Origin of the sequence: Microcoleus sp. AR_TQ3_B6 (assembly GCF_036702785.1) — a bacterium.
Taxonomy (GTDB): domain Bacteria; phylum Cyanobacteriota; class Cyanobacteriia; order Cyanobacteriales; family Microcoleaceae; genus Microcoleus.
In genome coordinates, this window is sequence record NZ_JAUBVJ010000055.1 from 1 (window position 1) to 25305 (window position 25305).

At 43.9% G+C, this 25305-nt stretch carries 20 protein-coding genes and 2 pseudogenes; 7 read left to right on the forward strand and 15 right to left on the reverse strand.

What is annotated here, in order from left to right:
* The 4 genes and pseudogenes from QUB56_RS23385 to QUB56_RS23400 all read left to right on the forward strand — a co-directional run.
* A pseudogene (locus QUB56_RS23385) lies at positions 1 to 318 on the forward strand (ISKra4-like element ISMiva1 family transposase); the annotation flags it as partial.
* Positions 319 to 336: 18 nt separating this feature from the next.
* On the forward strand, positions 337 to 774 hold the full coding sequence (locus QUB56_RS23390) for a transposase (RefSeq protein ID WP_332958494.1): 438 nt from the start codon (positions 337 to 339) through the stop codon (positions 772 to 774).
* A gap of 33 nt (positions 775 to 807) precedes the next feature.
* A pseudogene (locus QUB56_RS23395) lies at positions 808 to 1209 on the forward strand (Uma2 family endonuclease); the annotation flags it as partial.
* A gap of 211 nt (positions 1210 to 1420) precedes the next feature.
* Positions 1421 to 2596, forward strand: coding sequence for an AI-2E family transporter (locus QUB56_RS23400; protein WP_332958496.1), 1176 nt, complete (start codon positions 1421 to 1423; stop codon positions 2594 to 2596).
* 120 nt (positions 2597 to 2716) lie between these two features.
* On the opposite strand, the gene QUB56_RS23405 is transcribed toward QUB56_RS23400, so the two are convergent.
* Positions 2717 to 3343, reverse strand: a complete 627-nt coding sequence (locus QUB56_RS23405) for a Uma2 family endonuclease (RefSeq protein ID WP_332958497.1) — start codon at positions 3341 to 3343, stop codon at positions 2717 to 2719.
* A 199-nt stretch (positions 3344 to 3542) separates the two neighbouring features.
* Here QUB56_RS23405 and QUB56_RS23410 point away from each other — a divergent pair, with 199 nt between their 5' ends.
* Positions 3543 to 4718: a homocysteine biosynthesis protein gene (locus QUB56_RS23410; RefSeq protein WP_332958498.1), complete on the forward strand. Its 1176-nt coding sequence runs from the start codon at positions 3543 to 3545 to the stop codon at positions 4716 to 4718.
* Between the two features lie 252 nt (positions 4719 to 4970).
* Here QUB56_RS23410 and QUB56_RS23415 read toward each other — a convergent pair whose 3' ends face one another.
* Both QUB56_RS23415 and QUB56_RS23420 read right to left on the reverse strand, forming a co-directional pair.
* Positions 4971 to 6215 (reverse strand): hypothetical protein, encoded by a 1245-nt coding sequence (locus QUB56_RS23415; protein WP_332958500.1) that lies wholly within the window; start codon positions 6213 to 6215, stop codon positions 4971 to 4973.
* Positions 6216 to 6336: 121 nt separating this feature from the next.
* A complete protein-coding gene (locus tag QUB56_RS23420; protein WP_332958501.1) occupies positions 6337 to 6471 on the reverse strand; it encodes a hypothetical protein in 135 nt (44 codons plus the stop codon).
* A 329-nt stretch (positions 6472 to 6800) separates the two neighbouring features.
* On the opposite strand from QUB56_RS23420, the gene QUB56_RS23425 reads away from it, so the two are divergent.
* Entirely contained in the window at positions 6801 to 7712 is a 912-nt protein-coding gene (locus QUB56_RS23425; protein WP_332958502.1) for a tetratricopeptide repeat protein, read from the forward strand.
* A 160-nt stretch (positions 7713 to 7872) separates the two neighbouring features.
* Here the strand turns inward: QUB56_RS23425 and QUB56_RS23430 are convergent, their stop codons facing one another.
* From QUB56_RS23430 to QUB56_RS23445, 4 genes are read right to left on the reverse strand one after another with little or no spacing between them, the layout of a single operon-like run.
* Complete coding sequence (locus tag QUB56_RS23430; protein ID WP_332958503.1) at positions 7873 to 10023, reverse strand: TIGR04372 family glycosyltransferase; 2151 nt, start codon at positions 10021 to 10023, stop codon at positions 7873 to 7875.
* Entirely contained in the window at positions 9986 to 10645 is a 660-nt protein-coding gene (locus tag QUB56_RS23435; protein WP_332958504.1) for an SIS domain-containing protein, read from the reverse strand. Before QUB56_RS23435 ends, QUB56_RS23430 begins: the two co-directional genes overlap by 38 nt.
* A 24-nt stretch (positions 10646 to 10669) precedes the next feature.
* A complete protein-coding gene (locus QUB56_RS23440) occupies positions 10670 to 11155 on the reverse strand; it encodes an NUDIX domain-containing protein (RefSeq protein ID WP_332958505.1) in 486 nt (161 codons plus the stop codon).
* Positions 11156 to 11159: 4 nt separating this feature from the next.
* Positions 11160 to 12158 (reverse strand): SDR family oxidoreductase, encoded by a 999-nt coding sequence (locus tag QUB56_RS23445; RefSeq protein WP_332958506.1) that lies wholly within the window; start codon positions 12156 to 12158, stop codon positions 11160 to 11162.
* Between the two features lie 250 nt (positions 12159 to 12408).
* Here QUB56_RS23445 and QUB56_RS23450 point away from each other — a divergent pair, with 250 nt between their 5' ends.
* The gene (locus tag QUB56_RS23450) at positions 12409 to 13326 is read left to right on the forward strand and encodes a hypothetical protein (RefSeq protein WP_332958507.1); all 918 of its coding nucleotides are present in this window, start codon (positions 12409 to 12411) and stop codon (positions 13324 to 13326) included.
* 144 nt (positions 13327 to 13470) lie between these two features.
* On the opposite strand, the gene QUB56_RS23455 is transcribed toward QUB56_RS23450, so the two are convergent.
* The 8 genes from QUB56_RS23455 to QUB56_RS23490 form a co-directional block, all read right to left on the reverse strand.
* Positions 13471 to 14547 carry an SPASM domain-containing protein gene (locus QUB56_RS23455; protein ID WP_332958510.1) on the reverse strand — a complete coding sequence of 359 codons (1077 nt, stop codon included), beginning with the start codon at positions 14545 to 14547 and terminating at the stop codon, positions 13471 to 13473.
* An 85-nt stretch (positions 14548 to 14632) separates the two neighbouring features.
* The gene (locus QUB56_RS23460) at positions 14633 to 15445 is read right to left on the reverse strand and encodes an AAC(3) family N-acetyltransferase (RefSeq protein WP_332958511.1); all 813 of its coding nucleotides are present in this window, start codon (positions 15443 to 15445) and stop codon (positions 14633 to 14635) included.
* The gene (locus tag QUB56_RS23465; RefSeq protein ID WP_332958513.1) at positions 15442 to 16170 is read right to left on the reverse strand and encodes a class I SAM-dependent methyltransferase; all 729 of its coding nucleotides are present in this window, start codon (positions 16168 to 16170) and stop codon (positions 15442 to 15444) included. Before QUB56_RS23465 ends, QUB56_RS23460 begins: the two co-directional genes overlap by 4 nt.
* Positions 16171 to 16180: 10 nt before the next feature.
* Positions 16181 to 17443: a DegT/DnrJ/EryC1/StrS family aminotransferase gene (locus QUB56_RS23470; protein ID WP_332958514.1), complete on the reverse strand. Its 1263-nt coding sequence runs from the start codon at positions 17441 to 17443 to the stop codon at positions 16181 to 16183.
* A gap of 59 nt (positions 17444 to 17502) precedes the next feature.
* Positions 17503 to 20106 carry a TIGR04372 family glycosyltransferase gene (locus QUB56_RS23475; RefSeq protein WP_332958516.1) on the reverse strand — a complete coding sequence of 868 codons (2604 nt, stop codon included), beginning with the start codon at positions 20104 to 20106 and terminating at the stop codon, positions 17503 to 17505.
* A 65-nt stretch (positions 20107 to 20171) separates the two neighbouring features.
* Positions 20172 to 21836, reverse strand: a complete 1665-nt coding sequence (locus tag QUB56_RS23480) for a tetratricopeptide repeat protein (protein WP_332958517.1) — start codon at positions 21834 to 21836, stop codon at positions 20172 to 20174.
* A 61-nt stretch (positions 21837 to 21897) separates the two neighbouring features.
* Complete coding sequence (locus tag QUB56_RS23485; protein ID WP_332958518.1) at positions 21898 to 24234, reverse strand: tetratricopeptide repeat protein; 2337 nt, start codon at positions 24232 to 24234, stop codon at positions 21898 to 21900.
* A 51-nt stretch (positions 24235 to 24285) separates the two neighbouring features.
* The gene (locus QUB56_RS23490; protein ID WP_332958520.1) at positions 24286 to 25281 is read right to left on the reverse strand and encodes a GDP-mannose 4,6-dehydratase; all 996 of its coding nucleotides are present in this window, start codon (positions 25279 to 25281) and stop codon (positions 24286 to 24288) included.
* Between the last annotated feature and the right edge of the window lie 24 nt (positions 25282 to 25305).

The window sequence follows — 25305 nt, forward strand, 5'->3', positions numbered from 1 at the left end:
AATGAAACGCTCAAAGCAAGCAGAAAGTCTGTTATGGTCAGGGAAAGTTAATGAAGTTATCAATTTATTTAAAAATCTGAAAAAAAAATTATTTAAAACATTTTGTAAATATTTAGAAAATCATCGCAGCCGAATAGTTAACTATCAATATTATAAAGAAGAATCCCTAAGCTCAATCGGTTCTGGAACAATTGAATCAACGATTAAACGAATTGGACGCTTGAGTGAAACTATCGGGGGCGAGCGTGGAATATCGAGAATGTTTCCTCTATCCTTTCTCTTCGCTGTGCTTATCTTAATGGTCAACTTTCCACTTGATGTATTTGCAAAAGTGAGATGCACCCCTTAAATAAATTACGTAGAGCAGCCGGAATAACAGATAGGCAAAGTAAATATTTATTATTAAATAATCGAATAAATTTGAATCCAGAGCAGATTGATAAATTAGAATTGGTACTAGGTAAGTCAGAATGCTTGAAAATTGCGTATGAGATGAAAGAAAAATTTAGAGAAATATATGAGACTAATTTGACAGTCAAAAAAGGGCAGAAAGAAATCAAAGAATGGCTAAATCATGCACAGGTGTTTTTTAGAGAATCTGCATCAACACTTGAAAATCATTTTGAGGGGATTTGCAACTACTTTTTGAATCGCACAACAAGTGGAGTTATGGAAGGAATTAACAATCGAATTAAGTTGATAATGCGCCAAGGATATGGCTTTTATAATTTTAATAATTTTAGGAATCGCGTATTAGCTTGCTTCTCTGATTAGATAAATTATAACCACAAGTTCAGGAGAGCCGAGCGTCTCAATTTGCCCTACTTCATCCCCAAAGAATGCGTCATCAAACCCATGCGCGAGGAATCGGGATATGAACCAGATATTATTGTACTTAACGAACAAACCATTGGAAACGAGCCGCGATGGGAAAAATCATCAATTATCACAATGGGTTCATCAGTCCCCCTAATCGTTGAGGTAACTAGCACTAATTGGGGAGATGATTATGCCTTAAAGCTTGAGGCATATGAGTCAATGGGTATTCAAGAATATTGGATTATAGACTATTTAGGATTGGGCGGCAGACGGTTCATCGGCAACCCCAAGCAACCTACTTTTTCGGTTTACCAACTTGTTGACGGCGAGTACCCAGTCCAACTGTTCAGAGGCGGCGATTCTATTGAGTCCCCAACTTTCCCAGAATAGAAGCTGACAGCGCAGCAGGTGTTCGCAAAAGGGAATTGAGGAGGCTGCTTATACTGATGTCCGAGTAGGGGTATCTGATTAAAGATGCGATCGCGCGCATCTAAGGTATCTTGTAGAGATGCGATTCATCGCTTTTGGGCAGCAGAGCAATTAGCCAGCAGCAATTCCCAATACCCTCTTCCTCAATCTAAAATCTCAAATCTAAAATCTAATGAAGCTAGGACAGTGGATGGGCTTATTAGCCCTCATCGCATCTTGTTACATCCTGTGGCAAATCAGGCAGGCTCTACTGCTGCTGTTTGCCGCGGTCGTCTTAGCCACAGCCTTAAACAGACTAGCACGCTACTTGCAAAAATTCGGACTCAAAAGATCGATCGCCGTACTTTGCTCAATTAGCTTCTTATTCCTAGTCTTGGTAGGATTATTCCTAATAATTGTACCACCCTTTGCCCAACAGTTTCAACAACTTACCCAAAGAGCCCCTCAAGGAATAGCGAAATTAAATGAGTGGATAGATCAAATCGAAGCTCGGTTTTCAGGGCAATTCGATCAACGGCTGCCAAATCTTGATGTTAACGACATCATGCAACAACTGCAACCTTTATTCAACCAACTAGTCGGCGGTGCAGGAGCCTTTGTCGGCAACACATTAGGCGTTATACTCAGCTTTTTGCTCGTCATAGTTTTGACCTTAATGACATTAGCAGAACCTCTATCTTACCGCAAAGCATTCATCCAACTATTTCCCTCTTTTTATCGGCGACGAGTCGATGGCATCTTAGATGAATGCGAAATAGCTCTCGGTCGATGGGTCATCGGCGCTCTCATTAGCATGAGTGTGATTGCTTTTTTGAGCTTAATTGGTCTGTCGGTCTTGCAAGTTCCCCTACCGCTAGCTCACGCTGTAGTAGCAGGGTTTCTTAACCTAATTCCCAATATAGGCCCCAGTCTGAGCGTCATCCCGCCAATGACGATCGCACTTTTAGATTCTCCCTTAAAATCCGGTTTTGTCCTAATCCTTTACTTCCTAATCCAACAGTTTGAAAGCAATGTCCTCACCCCCTACGTCATGGCACAGCAAGTATCACTGCTACCTGCAGTAACATTAATAGCTCAAGTATTCTTTGCCACCTTCTTTGGATTTTTAGGTTTATTGCTAGCCCTCCCCCTCACCGTTGTAGCTCAAGTTTGGATTAGGGAAGCCCTAATTAAAGATATTCTCAACCAGTGGAGTGCCAGCCCTAAAACCTTAGCAGCAATCGATTCTGCTCTCCATGAAGAACAAGACTCTATAGGAGTCACCGCAAGCCTGCCCGAAAAATATTTACCAGAACAGAAACCCGACATCCCCGCTCCGGTTAAAAATGAGGATCCTGACAATCAATAGTTAAGGTTCATAATGACTTCCCTCCTGATTAATTCCCTGTTATAGGACAGAAATATTCACTACAAACTTAGGAAATTTGTGGTACGAACCCCTCAAATAACTATCTTCAAGCCTCGGATTTTATACCGTATCTCTGCCGGCGCTAAAAATCTGTTCAACGCTCAAATTTAACTGTCCAAATGTGGGTGACACAACCCTATCACTACCCCGAAACTGACTGACTTGATACTCACCGTCAATCAAGTGGTAAACAGAAAAAGTAGGTTGTTTAGGATTGCCAATATAGCGTCGCCCGCCAAGTCCCAAATAATCCGCAATCCAGTATTCAGAAATGCCCAAAGCTTCGTAGTCAACCAATTTGTAGCCGTAATCATCCCGCCAATTGGTACTGACAACTTCGACAATTAGCCGGACAGAACTACCCATTGTAATGATAGATTCCTTTTTCCATCTCGGTTCGCTGTCCGTCCCTTGCCTGTCCAAAACGATCGCATCCGGTTCGTAACCAGATAGCTCGTTATCAGCTTTGACAACGCATTCTTTGGGAACGAAGTAAGGAAGTCCTAGTCGTCGGATTTCAAAGTTGAGTTCAGCGACAAGGAAGCCCGCTACTTCTGAATGTTCTCCGGTTGCTTTAGGCATCTCAACAATAGTTCCATTGTGCAGTTCGTAACGGTTTTCAGAATTTTCAGGATACCAGTCAATAAATTCATCAAACGTGACTGGTTTTAATATCGCTTGAGTCATGGCGATCGCTCTTTATTTTATTTATAATATAACCCTGATATCTGTTATAGCATTTTACGGTGTTATCAAACCGAGGTCGCTCGCCAAAACTGCATTCGCTCGATCGACATTCCATCAATCCCAAATCAATCCCCAATCAAAATCACTCCAAAATCAATCAATTCAAAATCTAAAATCCAAAATCTAAAATCTAAAATATATGAGATCGATCGACGAAATCAACGATAAAATCAGCCAGGGCAAAGCCACAGTCTGGACAATCGAAGAACTCAAAACTAGAGTTCAAGAAACCAGCATTACCCAAGCAGCCAAAGAAGTCGATGTGATTACCACCGGCACCTTCGAGCCGATGGAATCCTCCGGTGCAATCATCAACCTCGGCCATACCGACCCGCCGATAAAAATCCGCCAATGTTGGCTGGACGGCGTTTTAGCCTACTCGGGCTTCGGGGCAGTAGACCTGTACCTGGGAGCCACCCAAGTAGCCGAAGACGGCGAAGAATCGCGCGAACGGGGCGGCGGACACGTCATCGAAGACTTAATAGCCGGCAAACCCGTGCAGTTGCGAGCCTTGGGGCAAGTAACAGACTGCTACCCCCGCGCCTCCTTTGAAACCACGATTACCCGCGATACAATCAACCAGTTTTATTTATTCAATCCCCGCAACGCATATCAAAACTTTATTGTTGGCGTCAATGGGGGCGATCGCCCGCTGTTCACCTACCTCGGTCCCCTGCAACCAAACCTCGGCAACGCCGTCTACTCGAACCTTGGAGCCATGTCTCCCCTGCTCAACGACCCCGACCTCCAAATCATCGGCATCGGCACCCGCATCTTTCTAGGAGGCGCCACCGGCTACATCACTTGGGAAGGAACCCAGCACTTCCCGCTGCAAAAACGCCAGCCCAACCGCACGCCCATCGGCCCGGCCGCCACCCTGGCACTCATCGGCGACGCCAAACAGATGAACTCGAAATGGGTGCGCGGCTGCTACTTCAAAAACTACGGCCCATCCCTGATGCTGGGAGTGGGCATCCCCTTTCCCGTCTTAAACGAAACAGTCGTCGCCAACTGTGCAGTATCAGACAAAAAAATAGTAGCGCCGGTGGTAGATTTCTCTATCCCCCGGCGCGTTCGTCCGACCTTCGGTTTAGTCAGCTATGCTCAATTAAAGAGTGGCCGCATCACCATCGAGGGCAAACCTGTACGGGCCGCCCCCCTTGCGAGTATGTTTCTCTCCCGACAAGTAGCATTGGAATTGAAGCAGCAAATTGAAGCGGGTCAATTTACCCTCACGGCCCCAGTTGCTCCCCTACCCACCGACAGAGTATTTCTCCCGCAAGATTTGTGGGGCGCCCAAGTGAGGCTCGAATAAAGGATTTTAGATGGGCTATTTGGCGGTTTTAGATTATTTGTGGACGCACAGGGTCTCACAAACTGGGTTTCTTGTTGCTAGCCCGGGCCTGAAAGCTTGGGTTTTTGGTCAAGCAACCCGGTTTCTCCTCCTGGCGAGTGCGTCCAGGATTCTAGATTTTTGAGTGAAGAATTCTGGTAAAAAACTGCACACATTGGAAACTGATGCACTCACCTAAAATCTAAAATCTCAAATCTCAAACCTAAAATTGGTTCATTCCTCGATCGGCTTAGGCTTCTTAACTGGCTTAGGAAGAGGTTCCTTGGGGACAGGCGGTGCTGCTGCTGCCGACTTGATGTTAGGACGCCCTACAGGAGCACCGTCACCGCGGGGCTTAGGAGTAAACGGACGCTTCCCTCCTCCTTTGAAGCCACCGGGCGGCTTGCTGCCAGGGGGGAATTTCCGCTTCTTAATCGGCAGGGCGCCAATATTATTAGCTTGCTCAATCATCAGACTGTCAGCTTTCAATTTGACGTGGAAATCCCAAAAAAACCCGATCGCTTTTGTTGCTAAATCTCCCTTAAGTTTCAGTTTAAAAAACTTCATCTTCTCGTCATTCTTGCGGGGAGCTTGCTTGATTTTGACGATGACATACTTTTCTTCGTCTTGGGATTGATAAATCACCTCACCTCTAATCGAAAAATAGCCATCTTCAACATCAGGTTCCGAGGGCGGGCTCGATGCGGTCGATGCTTCGCCACGACGCTCAATCTCCGCTGCTTCCTGATTTTCCTCATCAGAGGACGGTTCGGGAGGTTTCTTGAGCGTTTCCGGCTCCCAAACTCCCATAATCTGGGCGTGCAAGTTGCCGTCTTCTTGCCTGGTGCGGGGATAGACCACCCACAGGTGTTCTTGTTCCAGATCCAGGTGATTTTTGACTAAACTCATGACTCTACCCAGCAAAACTGCGTCGATGGCAGTTCCGTCGGCAGCTATGAGCATACCCCGGGTGAATTGCTCTTCTGATTGCGTGTAGCGGCCCCGCACCAAACCAACAGCTCGGTACTGTCTGGGTTCGCTGGGCGGGGGAATGGGATGTTGGCGCATGACCGAGGGTATGTCCTCAGCGGCCTGACTTTCGTTAGCGGCCGGCTCGGCCTTTGCCGGCGGTGCGACTGCTAGCGGTGTCGGAGCGCTGACAGCTTCCGAAGGTGCTGCTGGCTCAGAGGGTGGAGGAGCATTGGTGGGCTGGTCTTGTGGCTTTGTTTTGTCCTTGTCGAGGGCAGAACTGTAGCGTGGTCGTTGCAGCCTATCCTTGGACGCTGGGGCGTCTGTTGGCGTTGGCGGTTGATTTTGGTCAACAGGTGCAGCCAACGCCGAAGGCACCGGACTTTCGTCTGGTGTCTCAGGAATGGAATCTGTATCTTTAGGCAGATTGACGGCCGGTTCGCTTGGCTGGGCCTTGCGAGTTGAAGTAGATTTGGGCGATTTGGAAGACCGGTTGGGAGAGGGGTTCATAAAAACTCCTTGCAGCGGAGACACATCCCTTAAGGGAAATTAGGAATAAACTGAAGAAACTGCTTTAAAAGCTACTAGCACCTGACTTGGGGCTGGCGCCCGCAGGTCTGGTTGTGACCCGTCAACGCCAACTTTCCACGCTACGAGTGCCGATCGGTTCCCTGGCTGCTAAAATCCTTGCGAGCAAGGACTTTGGCAGTTGCTGACCGATCGCTCCTGCGACCGCGCGCTCGTTGGAGTTGCTGGCTAATAGCATTTAGGATATTCAGCTTGCCTATTTTACTTAATCCAATTACCTAACGGGCTGATCCGCCATATTTTTGGTAATTTTTAGCTTGACCAGACTAAATTGGACAGACACCGCAGTCCTTGGGGCTGCGCGTCTGAGCGTCCAAAATTGTTTAGCTAGCATGGAGTTGTGGGTCTGTTACCATATTAGCTGCAAGTAAAAGGCTGCTTTGTCCGTTGGGACTTTGAAGTTAAAAACGTTTACGGTTGCACCGATCGCGCCAATCATGGCAGATGCCCCCTGGTGATGCCTTAATTCTTAGAAAATAGTAGATTTTAAGCTGGGATAGTTGAATTATGGAAAAAGCAAACAAGCGTCGTGGGTTGATTTCTGTGGTGGTGGTGCTGTCGCTCATCGCTTTTTTGGGATTTTCCCTCGTTCCAATTTTGGACAGTATTCTCAAGGCCAGCCAAGCCCAAAGTCGGTCAACTCCAACGCCTACTCAGACGGCGCAGTCTGGGGAGAAGCAATCAGAGTTGCTGCAAGCTCAAGCGAGGGGGTACGAATTGGTTTTGCAGCGGGAACCTGACAATGTAACGGCTTTGCGGGGATTGTTGCAGGTGCGGCTGGAGTTGATCGGACAAGGAGTGGGGGACATTAAGGATGCGATCGCTCCTTTGGAAAAGTTGGCTGCGCTGAATCCTGAGACTACCGAATACGGGATTTTGCTGGCTCAGGCTAAGGAACGCACGGGCGACCGCGAAGGGGCTGCTGGGGCTTACAGGTCAATTTTAGTGTCTAGGCCTGGGGAAATTAAGGCTTTGCAGGGGTTGGTGAATTTGCTGCTGGTGCAGCAGCGGCCCGAAGCTGCGATCGGACTGCTGCAAGATACGCTGAAGGCCGCTCCGGCTGCAAATCAGGCGAAACCGGGAAGTGTTGATGTAACTTCGGTGCAGTTGATTTTGGGACAGGTTTATGCTGTGCAGAAGCGGTTTGAGGAGGCGATCGCCATTTACGACGAATCTGCTAAGGCTAATCCCAAAGATTTTCGCCCCACTTTAGGAAAGGCGATCGTGCTGAAGGAACAGGGCAAAACAGATGAGGCAAAAACGCTGTTCGATCGAGCTACTGAGTTAGCTCCTCCTAACTATAAAGACCAAATTAATCAGTTAGCTAGTGGCACTCCTTCGCCTTCTCCTGCGGCTGCTTCTCCTAGTCCCAAACCGGCTGCTTCTCCTAGTCCCGAAGGTGCGCTACCGAAACCTTAAGGATAGTTTTGAGTTGAGAGTTTGGAGTTTTGAGTTAAAAAGTTTAAAATTCACTCAAGCGGCTACTCCGTGAGAGTCACGAACCAATCTTAAAACTCAAAACTCCTCAGGAATTACCAATTACCAATGAGGCAAGACTTCCGATCGAACTATGACTGCCTTAAGCGAAGGGTTTCCGTTTGGAAAAATGATAATTATGCAAAAAAGACCGTCCAATCCGACTATTAAAAGCACTCGGCCCATAAGGTGTTGGCAGAGAGTTGAACTGCTGTTGTAAAACTTCGTCCTCTGCTGTGTAGTGACATATTCCTTCTAGTCGATCGAGCATTTCCAGTACCAAGTCATTAATCTCCTCAGGTGTATTATCCACCACTTTAATGCCCCATGAGTATAGGAGTTTGCTGTTATCGTTGAAAAAGAAGCGAGGAGCTAGTGCTTCTTCAAAGGTGAGATAACGTTTTTCAACTTGAGACCAAGCGAGCTTGGGAATAAAGATATCCTGCTGACTTTGTACTGAACGCGCTGAAATGGGCCACATATTTGTTAGAACACAGGGGGTTCCAAAGAGAGTGGGAATACAGTTTAAACCTGAATTAGTGCCAAGGTAGAGTCGGCTGGAAGCGCACAGAAAAACATCCATCCAATCGCTTTTTACAGTAGTGTGAGCGTAGTCAATTACCTGCGATCTAGATGGCAAAAGTTTCATACTTGGATCGCCCATGCGGATGACCCAGCCGCCGCGCGCTACAATCGACTCGATCGCTAATGAGTAAGTATGAACATCCGCACTGCGGTAGCTGATCGTTCCTTCTCCCCGGAAGCCATCTTCTCGAACGTGGAGACACACAAACCAGGCATTTTTAGGCACACCGAGGTCTTGCAAACAGTTCCATCCCCGCTCACAATCAGAGGGCGATAGAGTCAGCAGGGGCGGTTTGCTCTGTTTTTGCCACTGTTTTTGAACTGTTGAAAAGGCGTAACCGAGATCTACCATCTGTCCGCTGGCCTGTTTTATATGGTACAGAGTGTATTCCAAGCAGCGCATAGTCTTCGCTAAGGGCAGCAGCCGATCGATGACCGAGGGGTCGGTGATAATGTGGAGATATCGTCGCCAGTAGTTGAGCAAACAGGGGTTGATGACTTGTTCCGACGGCGCTAAAAGAATTGTGTGGTATTGAGGTCGCCAGCCCAGAATACCCATCTTGATATAAATATCTATATTGATTGCTAGGTGGCCGATCGCACCTAACCAGGGCCAGTTTGTGAAATATTCCGGCGTTATGAAGCGGATACCCAAATTGCCCAGGGGATGCTTTTCAAGCTGAGAGTTATATACGTCAATCGCACGTTCAGTAGAGCTAATTGATTCGTATAATTTACCCACATCGTAAAAATTCCAGCTCATTTTCATGTGAGCTTCTGCTAGTTTGAGGTAAGCTTCTGTCCAATTTTGTTTGATGACGAGCGCTCTTTTGTAAATTTCAATTGCTGCTTCTAATTTGCCTTGCTGTATTAGTAAATTTCCGAGGTTAAAAAGTGCCTCTTCCTCTAAAGAGAGGGTGTTTTGTTTTTGATGAGCCCCATCTATTTCCGCTTGCTCTATCAGTAAGTTGACGAGGTTGATATGTGCTTCTTCTAAGTCAAAATTGAGGGCAATCGCTTTTTTATAGCTTTCAATTGCCTCTATTCGCCTGTTTTGTTGTGTTAAGAGCTTCCCCGACCGGCAGTGAAGTTCAGCACTTTCTGGAGTCTGGTTAATGGCTTTGCGGGTTTTGGCGATCGCAACTTCAAGCTGCCGCTGTTTGGTCAGGGTTTCTGCTAAATTGCCGTAGTCATCGTTAACTGATGGATTGAGCTTAATAGCCTGATTGTAAAAATTTTCGGCTTCATCCCACCGCTGCTGTTTGACCAATGATTCCGCAGCTTGACAGTAGAAGGCGGCGGCTTCGGGGCGACGATCCTGTTGGCAGAGGACTTCGCCTAAATTAATGTAAAATCTATAAAAATCAGGGGAAAGCTCAATGGCACGACGGTAGGAGGCGATCGCTTCATCCCATCGGCAGAGTTTTGCCAAAGCTTGCCCTAAATTGTAATAAGACCAAACCGAATTAGGGTTGAGTTGAATAGCGCGATCGTAGGAAGTAATTGCTTGCTCCCACCGACCAAGTTTTGCCAATGTTTCCCCTAAGTTGTAGTGAGACAAATAAAAGTTGGGGTTTTGCTCAATAGCTTGGTGGTAATACGCGATCGCCTCCTCTAATTTCCCTTCCTGTTTAAGTTGGTTGGCTGCCTGAAAATAGCTTGATCTCATCAATTACCGGATTATTAACTTCTGTTTCTGGCAATGAGCCTTTCATCAATCCATCTAGAATACAATGACAGATGCAAAGATGAGTAATTTCTGCAAATCCATAGGCCATTGTCGGGACAAAAAAGTTAATGTCTCCTAGCTGACGCAGGGGATTATCTGGCTTAAAAGCTGAAAGGGTGATGACATAGCAGCCCATTTTAGCTGCTTGACGGGCCCCGGCTAGGATGTTAGCGGACTGTCCAGAACTGCTAATGGCAAATACGATATCTCCCGATTGGGCAAAGGTGGCGATCGGTTTGCTGAAAACTTGTTCGTAGCCGAAGTCGTTGCTGATACAAGTCAGGAGAGCACCGTCATTGAAGGCGATCGCCGGAAAGCCTCCATTTCGCCAGTAGTCGATCGCCTGGTGACTTGCTACGGCTGCACTGCCGCCATTGCCAATAAAAATTACTTTTTTCTGCAGTTGGCTTTGTTGAGATACCAAAGCTGCGGCTTGACTAATTGCTTCGGAAAAGGAAAGATGCTGAGATTTTGTGTCAGTTGCTTCAAAACTTTCGCTTAACTTTCCAAGTTGGCGGAAGTAATCGGTGGCAAAGGGGTGTTGTGAAGGAAATGTTTGCATTTAATTTTTCAGCTTTGGTTGTAGTTAATGAGCCATGCCCCATGTTAAATTTTTAATGCGGAACTCCTGCCAAGCTGCGGTTAGTTCATCAGAGGCGATCGCCTCGACAACTTGTGGCAGCATCCGAGGAATTTTAGGCACTAACAGCACTTGAGTCAATTCCTCAAAGGTAAATAGTTGGAAGGCTTGCCCCTCCGTTAAGGTTAATTCGCTAGTCGGTACTGTCAAGGGAATACCAAAAATATATGTAGTGCAAGGTCGATCGGGTGCTTCCCATGTCAGCAGGTATTTAGATTCCGGCGGTACCCAGCAAAGTTCTTCTTCGATTTCTCGCTTCATAGCTTCGGCTGGGGTTTCCCCTTCATCAACAGTACCGCCGAACAGTCCCCAGTGATTGGGGGCTATAATCTCAGGTATGTTGTCTCGCAGTTGCAGTAACAGGCGAGATCCTTGGTAAAGGAATGCTTTTGCAACTTGAAGATTAACTTGAGCAGAGGTGTTTTGAACCATAAGTTTAGGTTTTTCCCAAATACTCAAACCATGCTTTTGTGGCCTCCTGAATAGAATCAGGCGTCCAGACTGGTGCTTCTTGCCACAGGCTGATGTTTGCCAACATCTGAGACACTCCTTCGGGGAAAGAAACTTTTGGCTCCCATCCCAAGAGAGTTTTAGCTTTGGTGATGTCTCCCCAAGTGCAGTCTGGCTCTCCGGGACGTTTTGGGATGTGGACGATGGGACCGCCTAATAGTTCCACGAGGGTGAGGACACTTTGAGGATTGCCGGAGCCAATGTTGATAATTTCACCCGTTACATCCGATGCTGCGGCGGTGACAAAGGCTTCTACGACATCGCTGACGAAGGTGAAGTCTCTGGTTTGAGTGCCATCTCCGACAAGGGTGAAGGGTTTACCTGCTAATTTTTGAGCTAAAAAGACGCCGAAGACGGCACCGTAGGCTCCTGTTGTTCGGGAACGCGGCCCATAGACGTTAAACAGCCGCAGGGAGATAGCGGGGAGTTTGTACACTTTTGCCCAGTGCATAACCATTTGCTCGCCTAAATACTTAGTCAAACCGTAGGGGTGTTCGGGAGAACAGGGATAGGTTTCAGGTGTGGGATATTGGTCTGGGATGCCGTAGCAGGTGGAGGATGCCGTGTAGACGAAGCGCTGGATTTGAGCGTGGCGGCAAGCGTCTAGCAGGCTAAAAGTGCCTTGAACGTTGGAGTGGTAGTATTGGCTGGGGTTTTCAATCGACGGTACTAAGTCTGCCAGCCCTGCTAGATGAAATACCCAGTCAATTCCTTCTAGGGTTGAGGGAGTGATAGTGGCTGCGTCTTGCTCGATGAAGGTAAATTTGTTATGGGTTTTGGCTTGTTCTAGGTTGGCGAGGCGACCTACAATTAGGCTATCGAGACCGGTGACGGTGTGGCCGAGGGACAGGAGGCGATCGCACAGGTGGCTGCCGATAAAGCCAGCGGCACCAGTTACTAAGCAGCGTTTTGGATTATTCGTCAATTGGTTGCTCCAGAAAATATGAAAATAGACTCTGGCTAGGTAGATAGCACTTTACCTAATTGTAAACGACTGTGTTTAAAGTTGAGCTATGAAGCTCTTTAAAAACGATTCCCTCTCATTGTAAAGTTTTTTTTGAATGCGCCACCAAATGTAATTGACTTTGGTCAGCACTTCAGCTATTGTTAATCCTTAGTAACTCTACTCATACTTCCGTCTAACCACTAACCCCCCACACAGGATATTTATTGATATGGGAATCGGCATGCCCCCTGCACAAATCTATGGTTCTTTTTTAAAATATGCGCCATTTAAAAATTTCAAAAGTGTGATTGAACTAGGAGCTCAGGATGTGTACGATCCTGACCTAGTTAAAGGCCATGCTGAAAAAAATACGGGAGTCCAATATGAACTTCCTCCTAATAGTATTTATACCGCCGCAATGATGTACAAAGCTTATGGCTTTGATTCCTATGCCTGCATAGACGCATTGGGCGGAGATAACTGTTTTGTTTTCGACCTTAATAATAACATCAGAGCCAATTATGATTTTGCCGAACAATTTGATTTGGTTACGAATCATGGAACTACAGAACACTGTTTTAATCAATTGAATTGTTTTACAAACATTCACAATTTGTGCAAACAGGGGGGAGTAATGTATCACGCATTACCTTGTCATGGCTTGGTATATCTAACGCATTGCTTTTATACTTATCAACCACCATTTTACTATAATCTTGCTGCGGCAAACAATTATAAAGTTATAGGTATGTATATGAGTATAGGGTACGATCTAATACCTTACACCCTTGAGTATATGCAAAAGCTTTCTCTCCCTAACAGCACCTATGTATTGCTGCATGTGCTCTTGCAAAAAGTGGTAGAACAAGAATTTCGTATGCCCTATGATGGTCAGTATCTAGAATCAAGTTTCGTTAAGGATCAATATCAATATCAAAGTTTAGAAGAAGAGTTGCAACCTGAATTAGGAAATTCAGATAATAGCACAATCATTGATATACCTAACTCTATAGACGAATACCATGCGTTAGGAAAGTTTTTTTTATCGCAGGGAAAAACTAAGGAAGCAGCCAAGTGCTATTCAATTATTCTATCTATCATATCAAGTCCATCAATATCTAGTCCATTAGCATCTTTGAATGTATAGTACACAGGTAGCAAATAAGCTTTAGAGTGTAGATCATCAAAAATACATACCCTAAAAATTAGCAGAGGCCACTTAATTATAGGTTCTCTCTGCTACTTATTTAGGTCAACTAAACTTCCTTGTCACCCCGTCATTAACCATACTCTAATCAGCAGATGGAACTTTTGCTTCAAGCAATCCATTCGTAAAGTGGGGAGTATGACCGCCAAGCAAACCTCCTTCCCACCCTGACAATCTCTCAACAGAGTTGTAATAAGTCATGCCAGGAGAACGGCGAATCAAAAGATTCCCTTGAATTTCTTCTTCATATATATAATTAGCCCAAACATTACAATTCTTGCAAAAAGGAATCCGATCGTACTGACCTGTTTCGTGGTAATACCGTACTTTCTGAAACTCCTCACCCAGCCATACACTTTTTACACCCTCTTTAACCACATTCCCCAAATTTGTCTCTTTAAACCCATCAAGGCAGCACACTGAAACATCACCGTCGTGATGGATGGCCATAGTATGGTAAAGTGCCTTGCAAGCCACACGATTTTCTGGCATGGGTATACGCTGCCATCTTCCCCCCTCATATACTTGGTTAACTCGGACAACATCAACGTACTTCACCCAGTATGAAACAAACTCATCGTGTTCCTGTTGGTTTTCCTTCTCAAAGGCAAAAGAAACACCAATACGGGGATAAGTCGCATCTCCTCTAACGCGGAGCATCCTAAAAACAGCTTCTTGAATCTGTTTAAGTTTATCAACACCCCTAACTTTTTTCAGCGTTTCTTGGGTTGTAGCGTCAATGCTGATAAATAGGGAGTCTAGCTTGATATCAACAAAAAATTGAGCTATTTCCTCTGTCAATAACAACCCGTTAGTGTTCAAGGCAACAGCTATACCCCGCTCTTTCATATCAGTGATGTGTTGGCGAAAATCCCGTGCCAGTAACGGTTCACTCCAGAGAGTAGGCTGGACTAAAGGGTTAGCTACCATGACTTCATCGAGAATTTTGCGTGCATCCTCTAGAGACATATATCCCCGGATAGCTTTAATTGCCTCTATATCATCTGAACCATGAACAAGACACTTAGGGCATTTGAGATTACAGTATCCCTCCTGCAAATCCATTAAAATCTTTGAAGGCAAATCTGGCACTGGTAAGGGTGCAGTATATTCGGTTACATCAGAAGTAAAGTTTGTTGTATTAGGTGTTTCAAGTGTCATAGTTTAAACTCCTTATTGTTTTGATAGTTAACGGGAATGGCATTCAAATTGAAGATTATAGCGACAAGGATGATGTCGGCTATTTTTAATGGATAGCACCTCCCAGTATTGCATCTCGGCATCTGATGCAGGTATCTGAGCATCTAGTTATTTCTGGTAAAGATTGGATAAGTGAGGTTGTATGTTCAATAAAGCTTTTTAATGGTGTTGTTAAAACCCTGCTATAACCGATGTAAGTTTCGGAAAAAAGTTCCTGGCAGTAAGGCATGAGATTATTGAATCCTTTCCCGCATCCACCCGCTCCCACGCGCTTGATTTGACCATTTTTATCAGTTGCCCACCTAATGAAGGGACGGCGACCAGCACGCTCTTCTGCTATGTGAATAGCGGTACAAGAAGAAATCCCAACCCCTAGGAGTACAATTTGACCATCAAGCTCTGCTAACCTTTCAAGAGGTAAGTGTGTTGTTTCCCAAGGGTGGTGGTTAACTAATTGGTCTGCAAGCTGCCCATAGGCAATCCATGAATACCATGCGTGGTCACTGCGTTGTGACTGGGGAAGTTTTGCAAAAGTCTGGCTAATAATTCCCATCTTTGGTTCAACACCAGCATACTCTAAAATAAAAGGTTTCGCTGGTTTTGTCCAATTGTCATAAAATGAGTAGTCGCAACCATTTTGTTCTGGTCGATCGTGTGAGGGTGGTGGTGCGTTAGATTCCCAGCAAAATCCGGGGACTAAAATAGTCTCAAAACTATTAATCATTTCAGATACCACTGTTTCTGCGCCACCCTCCACATGACCAAAGCTACGCAGCGATGAATGTACTACAACCCGCTTCCCAACAATACCCAACCTTTCAAATCCAGCACGAATATCCCGACTGGTGATGGATTTCATTGTTCTGCCAGCTCCTTTTTGGGGTAAACGCACAGGGCAATTAGATAGTGCGCCATTGGCAGATAACCAGTATGCACCACTTCATCATTCATTCCAAACATAAAAACTTTGTGGAAGAAGCGGTTGCAAAAGGTACGCATATCCTCGCCACTTTTGCAATTTATGTGACCGGCCTTAGAAGCGGCGGAAGCATACTGTTGAGATTCCAGAGACGGTGCTCCCAGTACCAGGACACCGTGTTCTGACAGACTAGCCACTACATTTGTCATAAATCTATCTTCTTGTGCAGGCTCAATGTGTTCTATCACATCCATGGAGAAAGCGCCATCAAAGTTCTCGGGAATGGGAGCGTCAATAATATCATGACCTCTAAACTCGATATTGCTAACTATCCCCGTTAACCGACTCAAACAGCTTTCTATATGAGGCCTGTAAAAGTCGGTCGCTACTACATGATTGACTTCCTGACTTACAACTATTGACCCTAACCCCTCCTGACAACCAATTTCTAAAACATTGTTGTAGCCATGCAGCATTTTTGCCACAAATTTATGCCTAGCTATCATAAAACCGATGCGCCTCGGATCTGAAAGTAAGTGGCGGGTGTTGTAGGGACCTAATTGGAAGCCTTCGCCAAATTTTTCAAACTCCGATGATGCCTCCTGGTGCAAATAAACATTTTTGGCTGTTGTAGAAGATGCTGTTCCAAAAAAAATTTCTTCCATTTTGATTGTCCTAGTTAATAGAGTACGCTTGTTCTACTTTTATGATAGCAGCACTTATATCCTCTGCTTCTTTGATACCATAGTTTTCATTGAAGAGGATATTAAAAGAACTGTCCCGACACTCGATCGCGTTGGTAGCTTTAAACCTATCTGCTAAATAAGGCTGTACCCAAGACCATTCATTGACAACATACATATAATGAGGGTTAATATCGATTCCTTCGCTCTCAATAGCTCGGGCAAATTCCTGTTTGGAACAAGATATCTTAGTGGAATCGACAAATATGGGATGAAAAAATGGAGAATCATCATTTGAGATAGGTGATAGTTGACATACTTTTGAGTGCCGTTCGATTTGCTCGTGAAGAATTTGTAAAAAGTTAATTCTTTTCCTAATTGTATCTTCTAATTTTTCTAAGGATTTCATCCCGAGCGCACAGGAAATTTCATCAATGTTAAAATTTAAAGCGGGAAACAGAAATTTGGTGCAGTCTTTAGCATCAAAGTCAGCAGTCCAGAAAGCTTTTCCTCTGTCTGCATAGGCTGTAGCTCGATGGTAAAGCTCTTGAGAACGTGTAAAAATCATACCTCCACAACCCCCTGAAGCTAGGGCTTTTCTATACATAGTTGAAGAAGCTGCAATATCTCCAAAGACACCAACTTTTTGACCGTTTAATTTCGCGCCGTGAGCTTGTGAGCAGTCTTCAACAACATATATTCCTCTCTGTCTGGCTACTTGACTAATTAAGTCAACTGGAGCTGCTTTGCCAGCAGCGTGTACCACTAATACAGCCTTTGTTTTATCGGTGATACGCTCCTCAAACTGCTCAACCCCCATATTGTAAGAATTAGGGCTAGAGTCAGCGATTACAGGTACTAGCTGGTTGAGGATAATCGCACTAAGAGTTCCCGGATCGGTAATGGGTGAAACAATAACATGGCTGTGAGGTGGTAACTGCAATGTAGCTAGAGCTACAAATAAAGCTGCTGTTCCTGTACTCACAGCATCAGCATATCCATCTACTCCCTGATATTGAACAAAAGCTTCTGTATAGAGTCGTTCGTATGTATCTTGATAACCAAAATCTACTTTTCTACTTTTGTAGTGGGCAAACAGTTCTTGTATCGCTTGAAGTTCTGTATCTCCACAAGCCATACGCGGTGGCATTGGCTGCGAACGAACTTTAGATCCACCAAAGATTGCTAAGTCTGACTTGGTAATTTTATAGTTTTGAGATAGCTCTTGTACCTTAATTTCCAAATTTTTTGTCATCTCAAATTTTCCTCTTGAAGTTAACTTGGATAATCAGATAGCCAAGATTAGGTTGACAATTAACTATTGAGAATATTAGCCTTTATTTTGCTGGAGTCTGAAGAAACTTTCCTTAAACTCTTGTAGTCGTCGGAAGCTGGCAGAAGCCAAGCGTACTTGCGTAAGAAATTTCTTCCTATCCGGCTACAGCCATAAGCATTGAAAGCTTCGGCTAGTCTATTAAAATTTCCCTGTAAACGTTCATCGTCGGGTGTGTACTTAATGGTTCCATCAATTCGTTCTAGCATTTCCACCACTAAGTCGTTAATCTCATCGGGCGTGTTGTCCACTACTTTAACACCAGATGCAGCTAAACCTTCGTTACTGAAAGCATGACCTAAAGGAGGAGCCATTGATTGAGCAAAATCTAAATATCGCTCCTCATGTATAGACCAGTACAGCTTAGAAATGTAAATATCTTGCTGAGAATACATTCTTACACCCATTGGCACATTATTTGTCATGGCAATGGGTACGCCAAAACAAGAAGGCACATAGGTTAACCCTGAATCTGTCCCTATTATAAAACGAGATGAAGCACATAAGAAAACATCCATCCAATCGCTTCTTGCATCGCTATGAGCATAGTCAATAACTTTATTCATTTGGGGTAAGGGTTTCATTGTTGGGTTGCCCATGCGTATGACCCATCCGCCATGCTCTACAATTGTTTTGACGGCTAACAAGTATGTATCAACATTTGAATTGCGTAAATATGCAGCAGAATCTTGCCAATAGCCTGGTTCCCTAACATGAAGACACACAAACCAGGCATCTGTGGGCACTCCTAATTGCCCTAAACAACTCCAGCCGCGTTCACGATCTCGATCGGACAGTGTAAGAAGTGGTGAACGTCCTTCGGCTTCCCATTGTTTTTGACTTAACGTTCTTGCCTCATGTATCCCCATAACTTCTCCTTGAGACAGACTCCAAACATTGAAATGTTCTTGCAGGTTTTTAGTTATATGAGATAAACGTTCTATCAATAGGCGATCGGAGATTGCATAGATATGATAGCGCTGCCAGTAGTTCAATAAACATGAGTTAGCTATCAGCTCGTGAGGTGCTAATATTATATTTAGGTGTAAAGGTCGCCAGCCCAAAATACCCATTTTTACATAGTAATCTAGGCAAGCTAGGTGTCCAATTCTAGAAACCCAGTGAGGGCTAAGGAAAGTAATATTTAATTTTTGATAGCCCTCGTTATCAGCACGCTTGTGCTGAACTTCATACACGAGTTGGTATAGCTTGATTGCAGCATCCATTTTCCCCCGATCGAATGTCACTCTGTCTCCGACATCAAATAATGCTTGTTGGATGTCGGCGCAAAGCTCCAGCCCATTCCTCCAATCTGAAACTGACTCCTCAAACTTGTCTAGCAATGTCAGTGCCGCGGCCCGGCCTAAATATGCTTCAGTATAATTGGGATTGATGCCGATCGCCTGTTTATAACTTTCAAGTGCTTCCTCAAATTTACCCTGCAGCCTTAATGCATTTCCTTGATGGTAGTATGCCTCTGCTAAGTTCGGGTAATCTGATAAATTTAGTTCCACAGCAGCAGTCACTTGTTTGTAGCTTTCAATTGCTGCCTCTAATTTCCCCGCCTGGGCTAATAGCCTGCCCTGGTAGTTTATGGCTTCTCTCAAGTTGTACTCAGACTTATGATTGTTGGGGTTGATCTCAATCGAACTGCGGTACGCGGCGATCGCTTCTTGCAGGCAGAAAGATACTATTGAAAATTTTAACAAAGACTTAAATTCAGGTGCTTGCCGGAATCCCCCAACTAACTCCTGGCGGGAGATTCCATTGCAAAGATGCTGAATGTAGTGATTTTTCCCTTCATCATCAGCGTTTCGTTTTAGATAGGCGCGATACAACTCTTCTACAAACGCCTCTTCGTTAAGTTGGTCAGTTGCTTGTAGAAAATCTTCATCTTTGATGTGGTAGGGTTCCGTTGCTCGAATTGTGATAATCGGCAGCGATATAGATTCGTGGGATTGCCGAATTTTATAAACAATTTCCTGGCGAGTCAAATTGTTGCGAATATCCTCTATAAAGTGTTTTTTGCCGACCTCATCTGGCTGGCGTTTCAAATAAACACAATAAAGTTTTTCTATAAAATCTTCGTTGTTGAGATGGCTAGTTACTTGTATAAAATCGAGATCGTTTAGATTGTCTAAATCTGTTAAATATCCTTCACTATGAGCTAGTTTAGGTAAGACTTTTCCTAATCTTTGGTACTCTTCTAAAGAGTCTGGTGTGATCTTTAATGCTAGCTCATAAAAAGTTTGCCCCAAGCTGTTGTAAAAATTATCAACATTAGGGCAAATCTCAACAGCGCGACGGTAGGCAATAATGGCATCGTCTAGCCGACCAAGTTTAACCAAAACGTCCCCTAGATTATGGTGAGAGAAAGCCGAGTTTGGATTTTGGTCAATAGCTTGGTTATAAGCCTTGATTGCCTCATCCGTGCGACCTAGGAGATCTAAAGTTTCCCCCAAGTTGTGGTAAGGCCAATAAAATTTGGGATTTTGCTCAATAACGTTGTGATAACAGGCTATCGCTTCCTCTAATTTACCTTCCTGTTTAAGTTTATTAGCCGTCTGAAAGTAACTGATTGTCATTTGTTTATGGTATCAATATAGCGACAATAACACGGTTTTCTACTTCACGGGGCAACTATTTTTAGTTATTCCGCGTCGGACGACCCATTTAAAAACTTATTTACTTTTTCAGGAAGCATACTACAAGCTTTGTCAGCTTGTTCGGAAGTAAATACTTTTTTCCACTCATCAATTTCTCCTTTTCTATAGTGACTTTTTTCTTGGAATTTTGGCTGTTCTGGAAAATCAAAACTTGATTCGCTGAATCCATAAAATTCCAAAATTCTAGTAAAATATTTCTCGGGAGCTTCTACTAAGTGTTCATACCTAGTAAACAAGATGGGCGGATAAAAATTGGGATCTTCCGCTGCCTCTAACCAACCTTGTATAAACTGAATAGCTTTTGGGAAAAAGCCTTCATCTATTTGCCAAGTTATTTGTTCAGATAAAGACCATAGAAAATATTTTTGAGGAAGGTTCACAGACAACAACAATTGTTCCTTCCCCGCCTGACGGTGTATTAAGTTTAAATTGTGTATGTGAGATAGGGTAGCTTGCCTGGGATCTCGAATATTAACTATTAGCTTGTCTACATACTGAGTAATCGCAAGACGATTGAAATCATTACTATAGGCATGAGAAACAACAATAATATCTTTTGATGAGTGGAGCCCATTATGTACTGACGGCATAATTAAAACATCGTCGAAAGATATGTTATTACTACCTGGTAAGGGCGCTTGGTTTATGCCTAATCCCTTCTGAAGAGAAATGGCAAGATACTGACCACCTGATTTTGGCAATGTAATTAAGAATAGCCTCCCTATCCTTCCATTTCGACGGGCTTCTTCCAAGTAAATTTGGTTGGCTCGGTAATAGCTGTTAAGTGCTTCATTTCGTCTTTCTAGTAACAAAAGTATGTTACCCATCTCAATATTAAAATTTACATTGCTAGGTTCTGTTTTAACCAGCTTTTGCCAAAAGCTAATCACCTTATTCAAGTTGCCTTGACGCTGCCAGGTTTTACTTAAATGACGATATACATTTAAATCAGTTGCTTGTTTTGCTAACTTTATGTAAGTATTTTTTAAGTCGGATTTGATTAAGTCAATCTTAGTTTTGCTTGTTGGTTCAGAATAATCTCCACTGGTTTGAACGTAGATATACCCATCATCTATGTCATTATCATTGCAAAAATCCCCATCAAAATCAGGATTAAAAACGATGGCCTGGTTGTATGCAACTACAGCCTGCTCATACTGATTTTGTTTATCTAAAGCTTTACCTAATTTCCACCAAATCTCCCAATTCTCTAGTTGAAGCTCTAGTAAACAGTAGTAGGCAGGCAAAAAGTCCGGGTTGAGTTTAACTACGGACTGGTAAGCTTCAGTCGCTTCTTTTATTAGGCCTTGCTCAGCGTATACATTACAGGCTAATTGCCACCATAATTCATAGTTTTCTGGCTGAAGTTTGATGGCATTTTGATAAGCTTGCACCCAATAGGAATTGAGTTTAATTACTTGCTGATAAGCTGCTAATGCTTCTGGCACCTGACCAAGTTCTTCTAATATCCCACCTAACTGCCACCAGAGTTCCCAATCTTGAAATTGAGACTCATCTGGATTTTTTTCAAGAAATTCTTTATAGCGGGAGATCACTTCTTCCAATCGAGAGTCAAGTGATTCTTCTAAGGTGAGAGCAGAATTTTTACTAACCCACTCTATTAGTTGTTCTTTCTTATATAATTTCATTTTGGTAATAATCCTCTATTCTTGTTGCTCTTGTATCAAGGACTGTAACATTCAATCAAAATTATGAATTATTAGGAATATTGTAAGAGTGAACAATAATTCTATAACCACCCGTACTGTAGATCCCCCAGTCGCTAAAATTGACTGAATACTTTTCCTGTATTTCCTGCCAAGCTCTCCTTTCACCAAATTTGGGAGAGGCTCGGTTACAATTCCAATCATCAAAAAATATGACTGTCCCTTCTTGTACAAACTCCCGCGCAAAACAAGTATCTAACACCTCGATAGCAGACTGATACAAATCACTATCTATATGGATCATACTAAACTTTGTTTTGGTTGGGATCTGAGGAAGAGTATCCTGAAACCAACCTTCATAAATCTTAATTCTTGATTCGGGAAGATATTGCTTACATATTTCTAAAACTTGCTCTTTGGTACTACCTTTACAAGTTCCCGGTCCCCAAACTCCTGTCTTTACATGAGGGGACTCTCGATCGGCCTGAGCTTCTGAATAGGGTAAACCTTGAAAACTATCAAAAAGATGTAGTTTCATTTGAGACAAGTTGAGAGTTATATAAGGATTATTATCAGTTCTAGACAAAGCAAATGCCAAGAATTTAGCTGTATTTCCCCACATCGTACCAAATTCAGCTATATCTCCCTCAACATCCGTGCCAGCTATATACTCCACCCCTAAAGCTAAAGCTTTGTATCTCTCAATCTGAGACAGGTTATTTAAGTTGAACCAACTTTCCCAAATTTCAGGTTTAATTTGTCGTATTTTTTGAGAAGCTTCTACAAGTTCGGGATTTAATCGGATTACCTGGCGATACGCTGTTACCGCTTCTTCCTGCTGATTTTGGCGATCGTAGATGTTACCTAATTGCCACCAGATTTCCCAGTTATCCGGTTGCAATTCTACAAGACTTTGGTAGGCTTGTAGGTCGGTTGGATTTAGTTTAACCGCTTTCTCGTAGGCAGCTATGGCTTCGCCTATCTGATTTTGTTTGGCTAAAACATTCCCTAACTGCCACCAAATTTCCCAGCTATCTGGTTCCAGCTCTGCAAGGCTTTGATAAGCTGCCACTGAATCGGGGTTTAATTCGATGACTCGCCGGTAGGCTGCAATTGCTTTTTGCCTCTCCTTTTGCTGAGCGTACACTCTGCACAACTGCCACCAAAGTTCCGAGTTATCAGATTGTATTGACAGCAGGCTTTCGTAGGCTGACGCAAATTCTGGATTTATTTCGATGGCTCGCCTGTAGGCGACTATTGCTTCTTCTTGACGATTTTCTTTGACTAAAACTTTACCCAGTTTCCACCACGCTTCCCAGTTTTTTGGTTGATATTCTAATATATTTTTGTAAGATTCTAACAGATTTGGGTAAGCTTGAACCGTGTCGGGATTTAGTTTAATGACTTGCTCGCAGGCTGCTGCGGCCTCTACGTGCTGATTTTGTTTGGCTAAAACATTCCCTAACTGCCACCAAATTTCCCAGCTATCTGGCTGAATTTCTAAGATATTTTGATATACTTTTAGTCCCTCGTCAGGATTGAGTTGAATCACGCGATCGTAAGCTGCAACAGCTTCGCCTATCTGATTGTGTTTGGCTAAAACATTCCCTAACTGCCACCAAATTTCCCAGCTATCTGGTTCCAGCTCTGCAAGGCTTTGATAAGCTGCCACTGAATCGGGGTTTAATTCGATGACTCGCCGGTAGGCTGCAATTGCTTTTTGCCTCTCCTTTTGCTGAGCGTACACTCTGCACAACTGCCACCAAAGTTCCGAGTTATCAGATTGTATTGACAGCAGGCTTTCGTAGGCTGACGCAAATTCTGGATTTATTTCGATGGCTCGCCTGTAGGCGACTCTTGCTTCTTCTTGACGGCTTTCTTTGACTAAAACTTTACCCAGTTTCCACCACGCTTCCCAGTTTTTTGGTTGGATTTCTAGCAAATTTTGATAAGCTTCCACCGACTCAGGATTTAACTCGATCGCCCGCTGATAAATCCCGATCGCCCGATCCAAATCTACCTGGCTTCTCTGTCGCAACGCCTCTGCGAAACTTGATTGAATTTCGAGCTCATCAGGGTTCAGATCGATCGCCCTTTGATAACAAACAATCGCCTCCTCCCACCTGCCCAATTTAGTTAAAGCTTCCCCTTGATTGTAATAAATCCAAGCCGACGAATCAGGGTTCAGCTCGAGCGCCCTACTGTAAGCATTAACCGCCTCTTCCCATCGGCCAACTTTCAGTAAAACATCTCCAAAATTTGGGTAAGACCAATAAAAATTGGGGTTTTCTTCAATAGCAGAGCGATAAGAAGCGATCGCCTCTTCCCATCTCCCTTCCTGCTTTAGTTTGTTGGCCGCGTCAAAATAGCTTACAGTCATTGCTTGTCTCCGGCTTTCCTGAACCGTTGTTAATCCTACCGTGATTTGATACTAAGGTTTATGAATATATTCTAAAGGCTGCTTCTCAATCTCATCCCAAAATTCCTCCACCCATTTTATCACACCCGCAACTCCATCCTTTAAAGAAATTTCTGACTTCCATCCGAGTTCAGTACGAGCCTTGGTTGAATCTATCACATAGGCAGCATCCTGTCCTAATCGTTCGGCAACAGTCTCCGTTGACTCAGCAAACGAGCGGTTCATTGCTTCGCAAATAGTTTGCACTACTTCCCGTACAGCATAGCCCCTATCGGGCGACAAATGATAAATTTCCCCCACTTTCCCTTTTTCCATCACCGCTAATTCTCCCCTAGAAACATCGCGAATATGGATATAAGACTTCACCGCCTGCCCGCCGCCGTGCAACTGAATCGTTTTACCCAGCTTCAAATAAATTGCCGATCGCGGAATTATTTTGAAGAGCTGCTGGTAAGCTCCATACACATTGGTAGCACGAACTGTAACCAAAGGAAACTGAAAATTTTTATAGTAAGTGGATAAAAGTAAATCCGCAGCAGCTTTAGAGGCTGCGTAGGGTGTCGAAGGATTCATCGGCGCCGATTCTAGCACATTCCCTTCACAAGTTCCATACACTTCTGGAGAAGAAATGTGAACATAGCGACTTAGGTATTTTTTATCTTTCAAATGATTAATTAGTTGAGCCAATGCTACTGTATTCGTTTGGAACCAGTGGTCAGGATTTGTCCAACTAGGAGCAACCTCACTTTGAGCAGCAAAATTGACAATATATTCAGGTGAAAAATCGTCGATCGCCTGCAAAATCTTGGCCATATCTCGGTTAAAATCCAGTTGATGAAACTGAAACCGAGGGTTTGTATGACGCAGGTAGGGGAGAAAAAGTGGCCCTTTCTCTGGAGAACGACTTATACCTATAACTTCGTTTTTGTCGTCTTCCAGAAGTAAGTCAACTAAATCGCTTCCCGAAAAAGAATTGCTACCCAAAACTGCTATTTTACGTTGATTCATGTCTCCCCCTGATAATTTTATTTA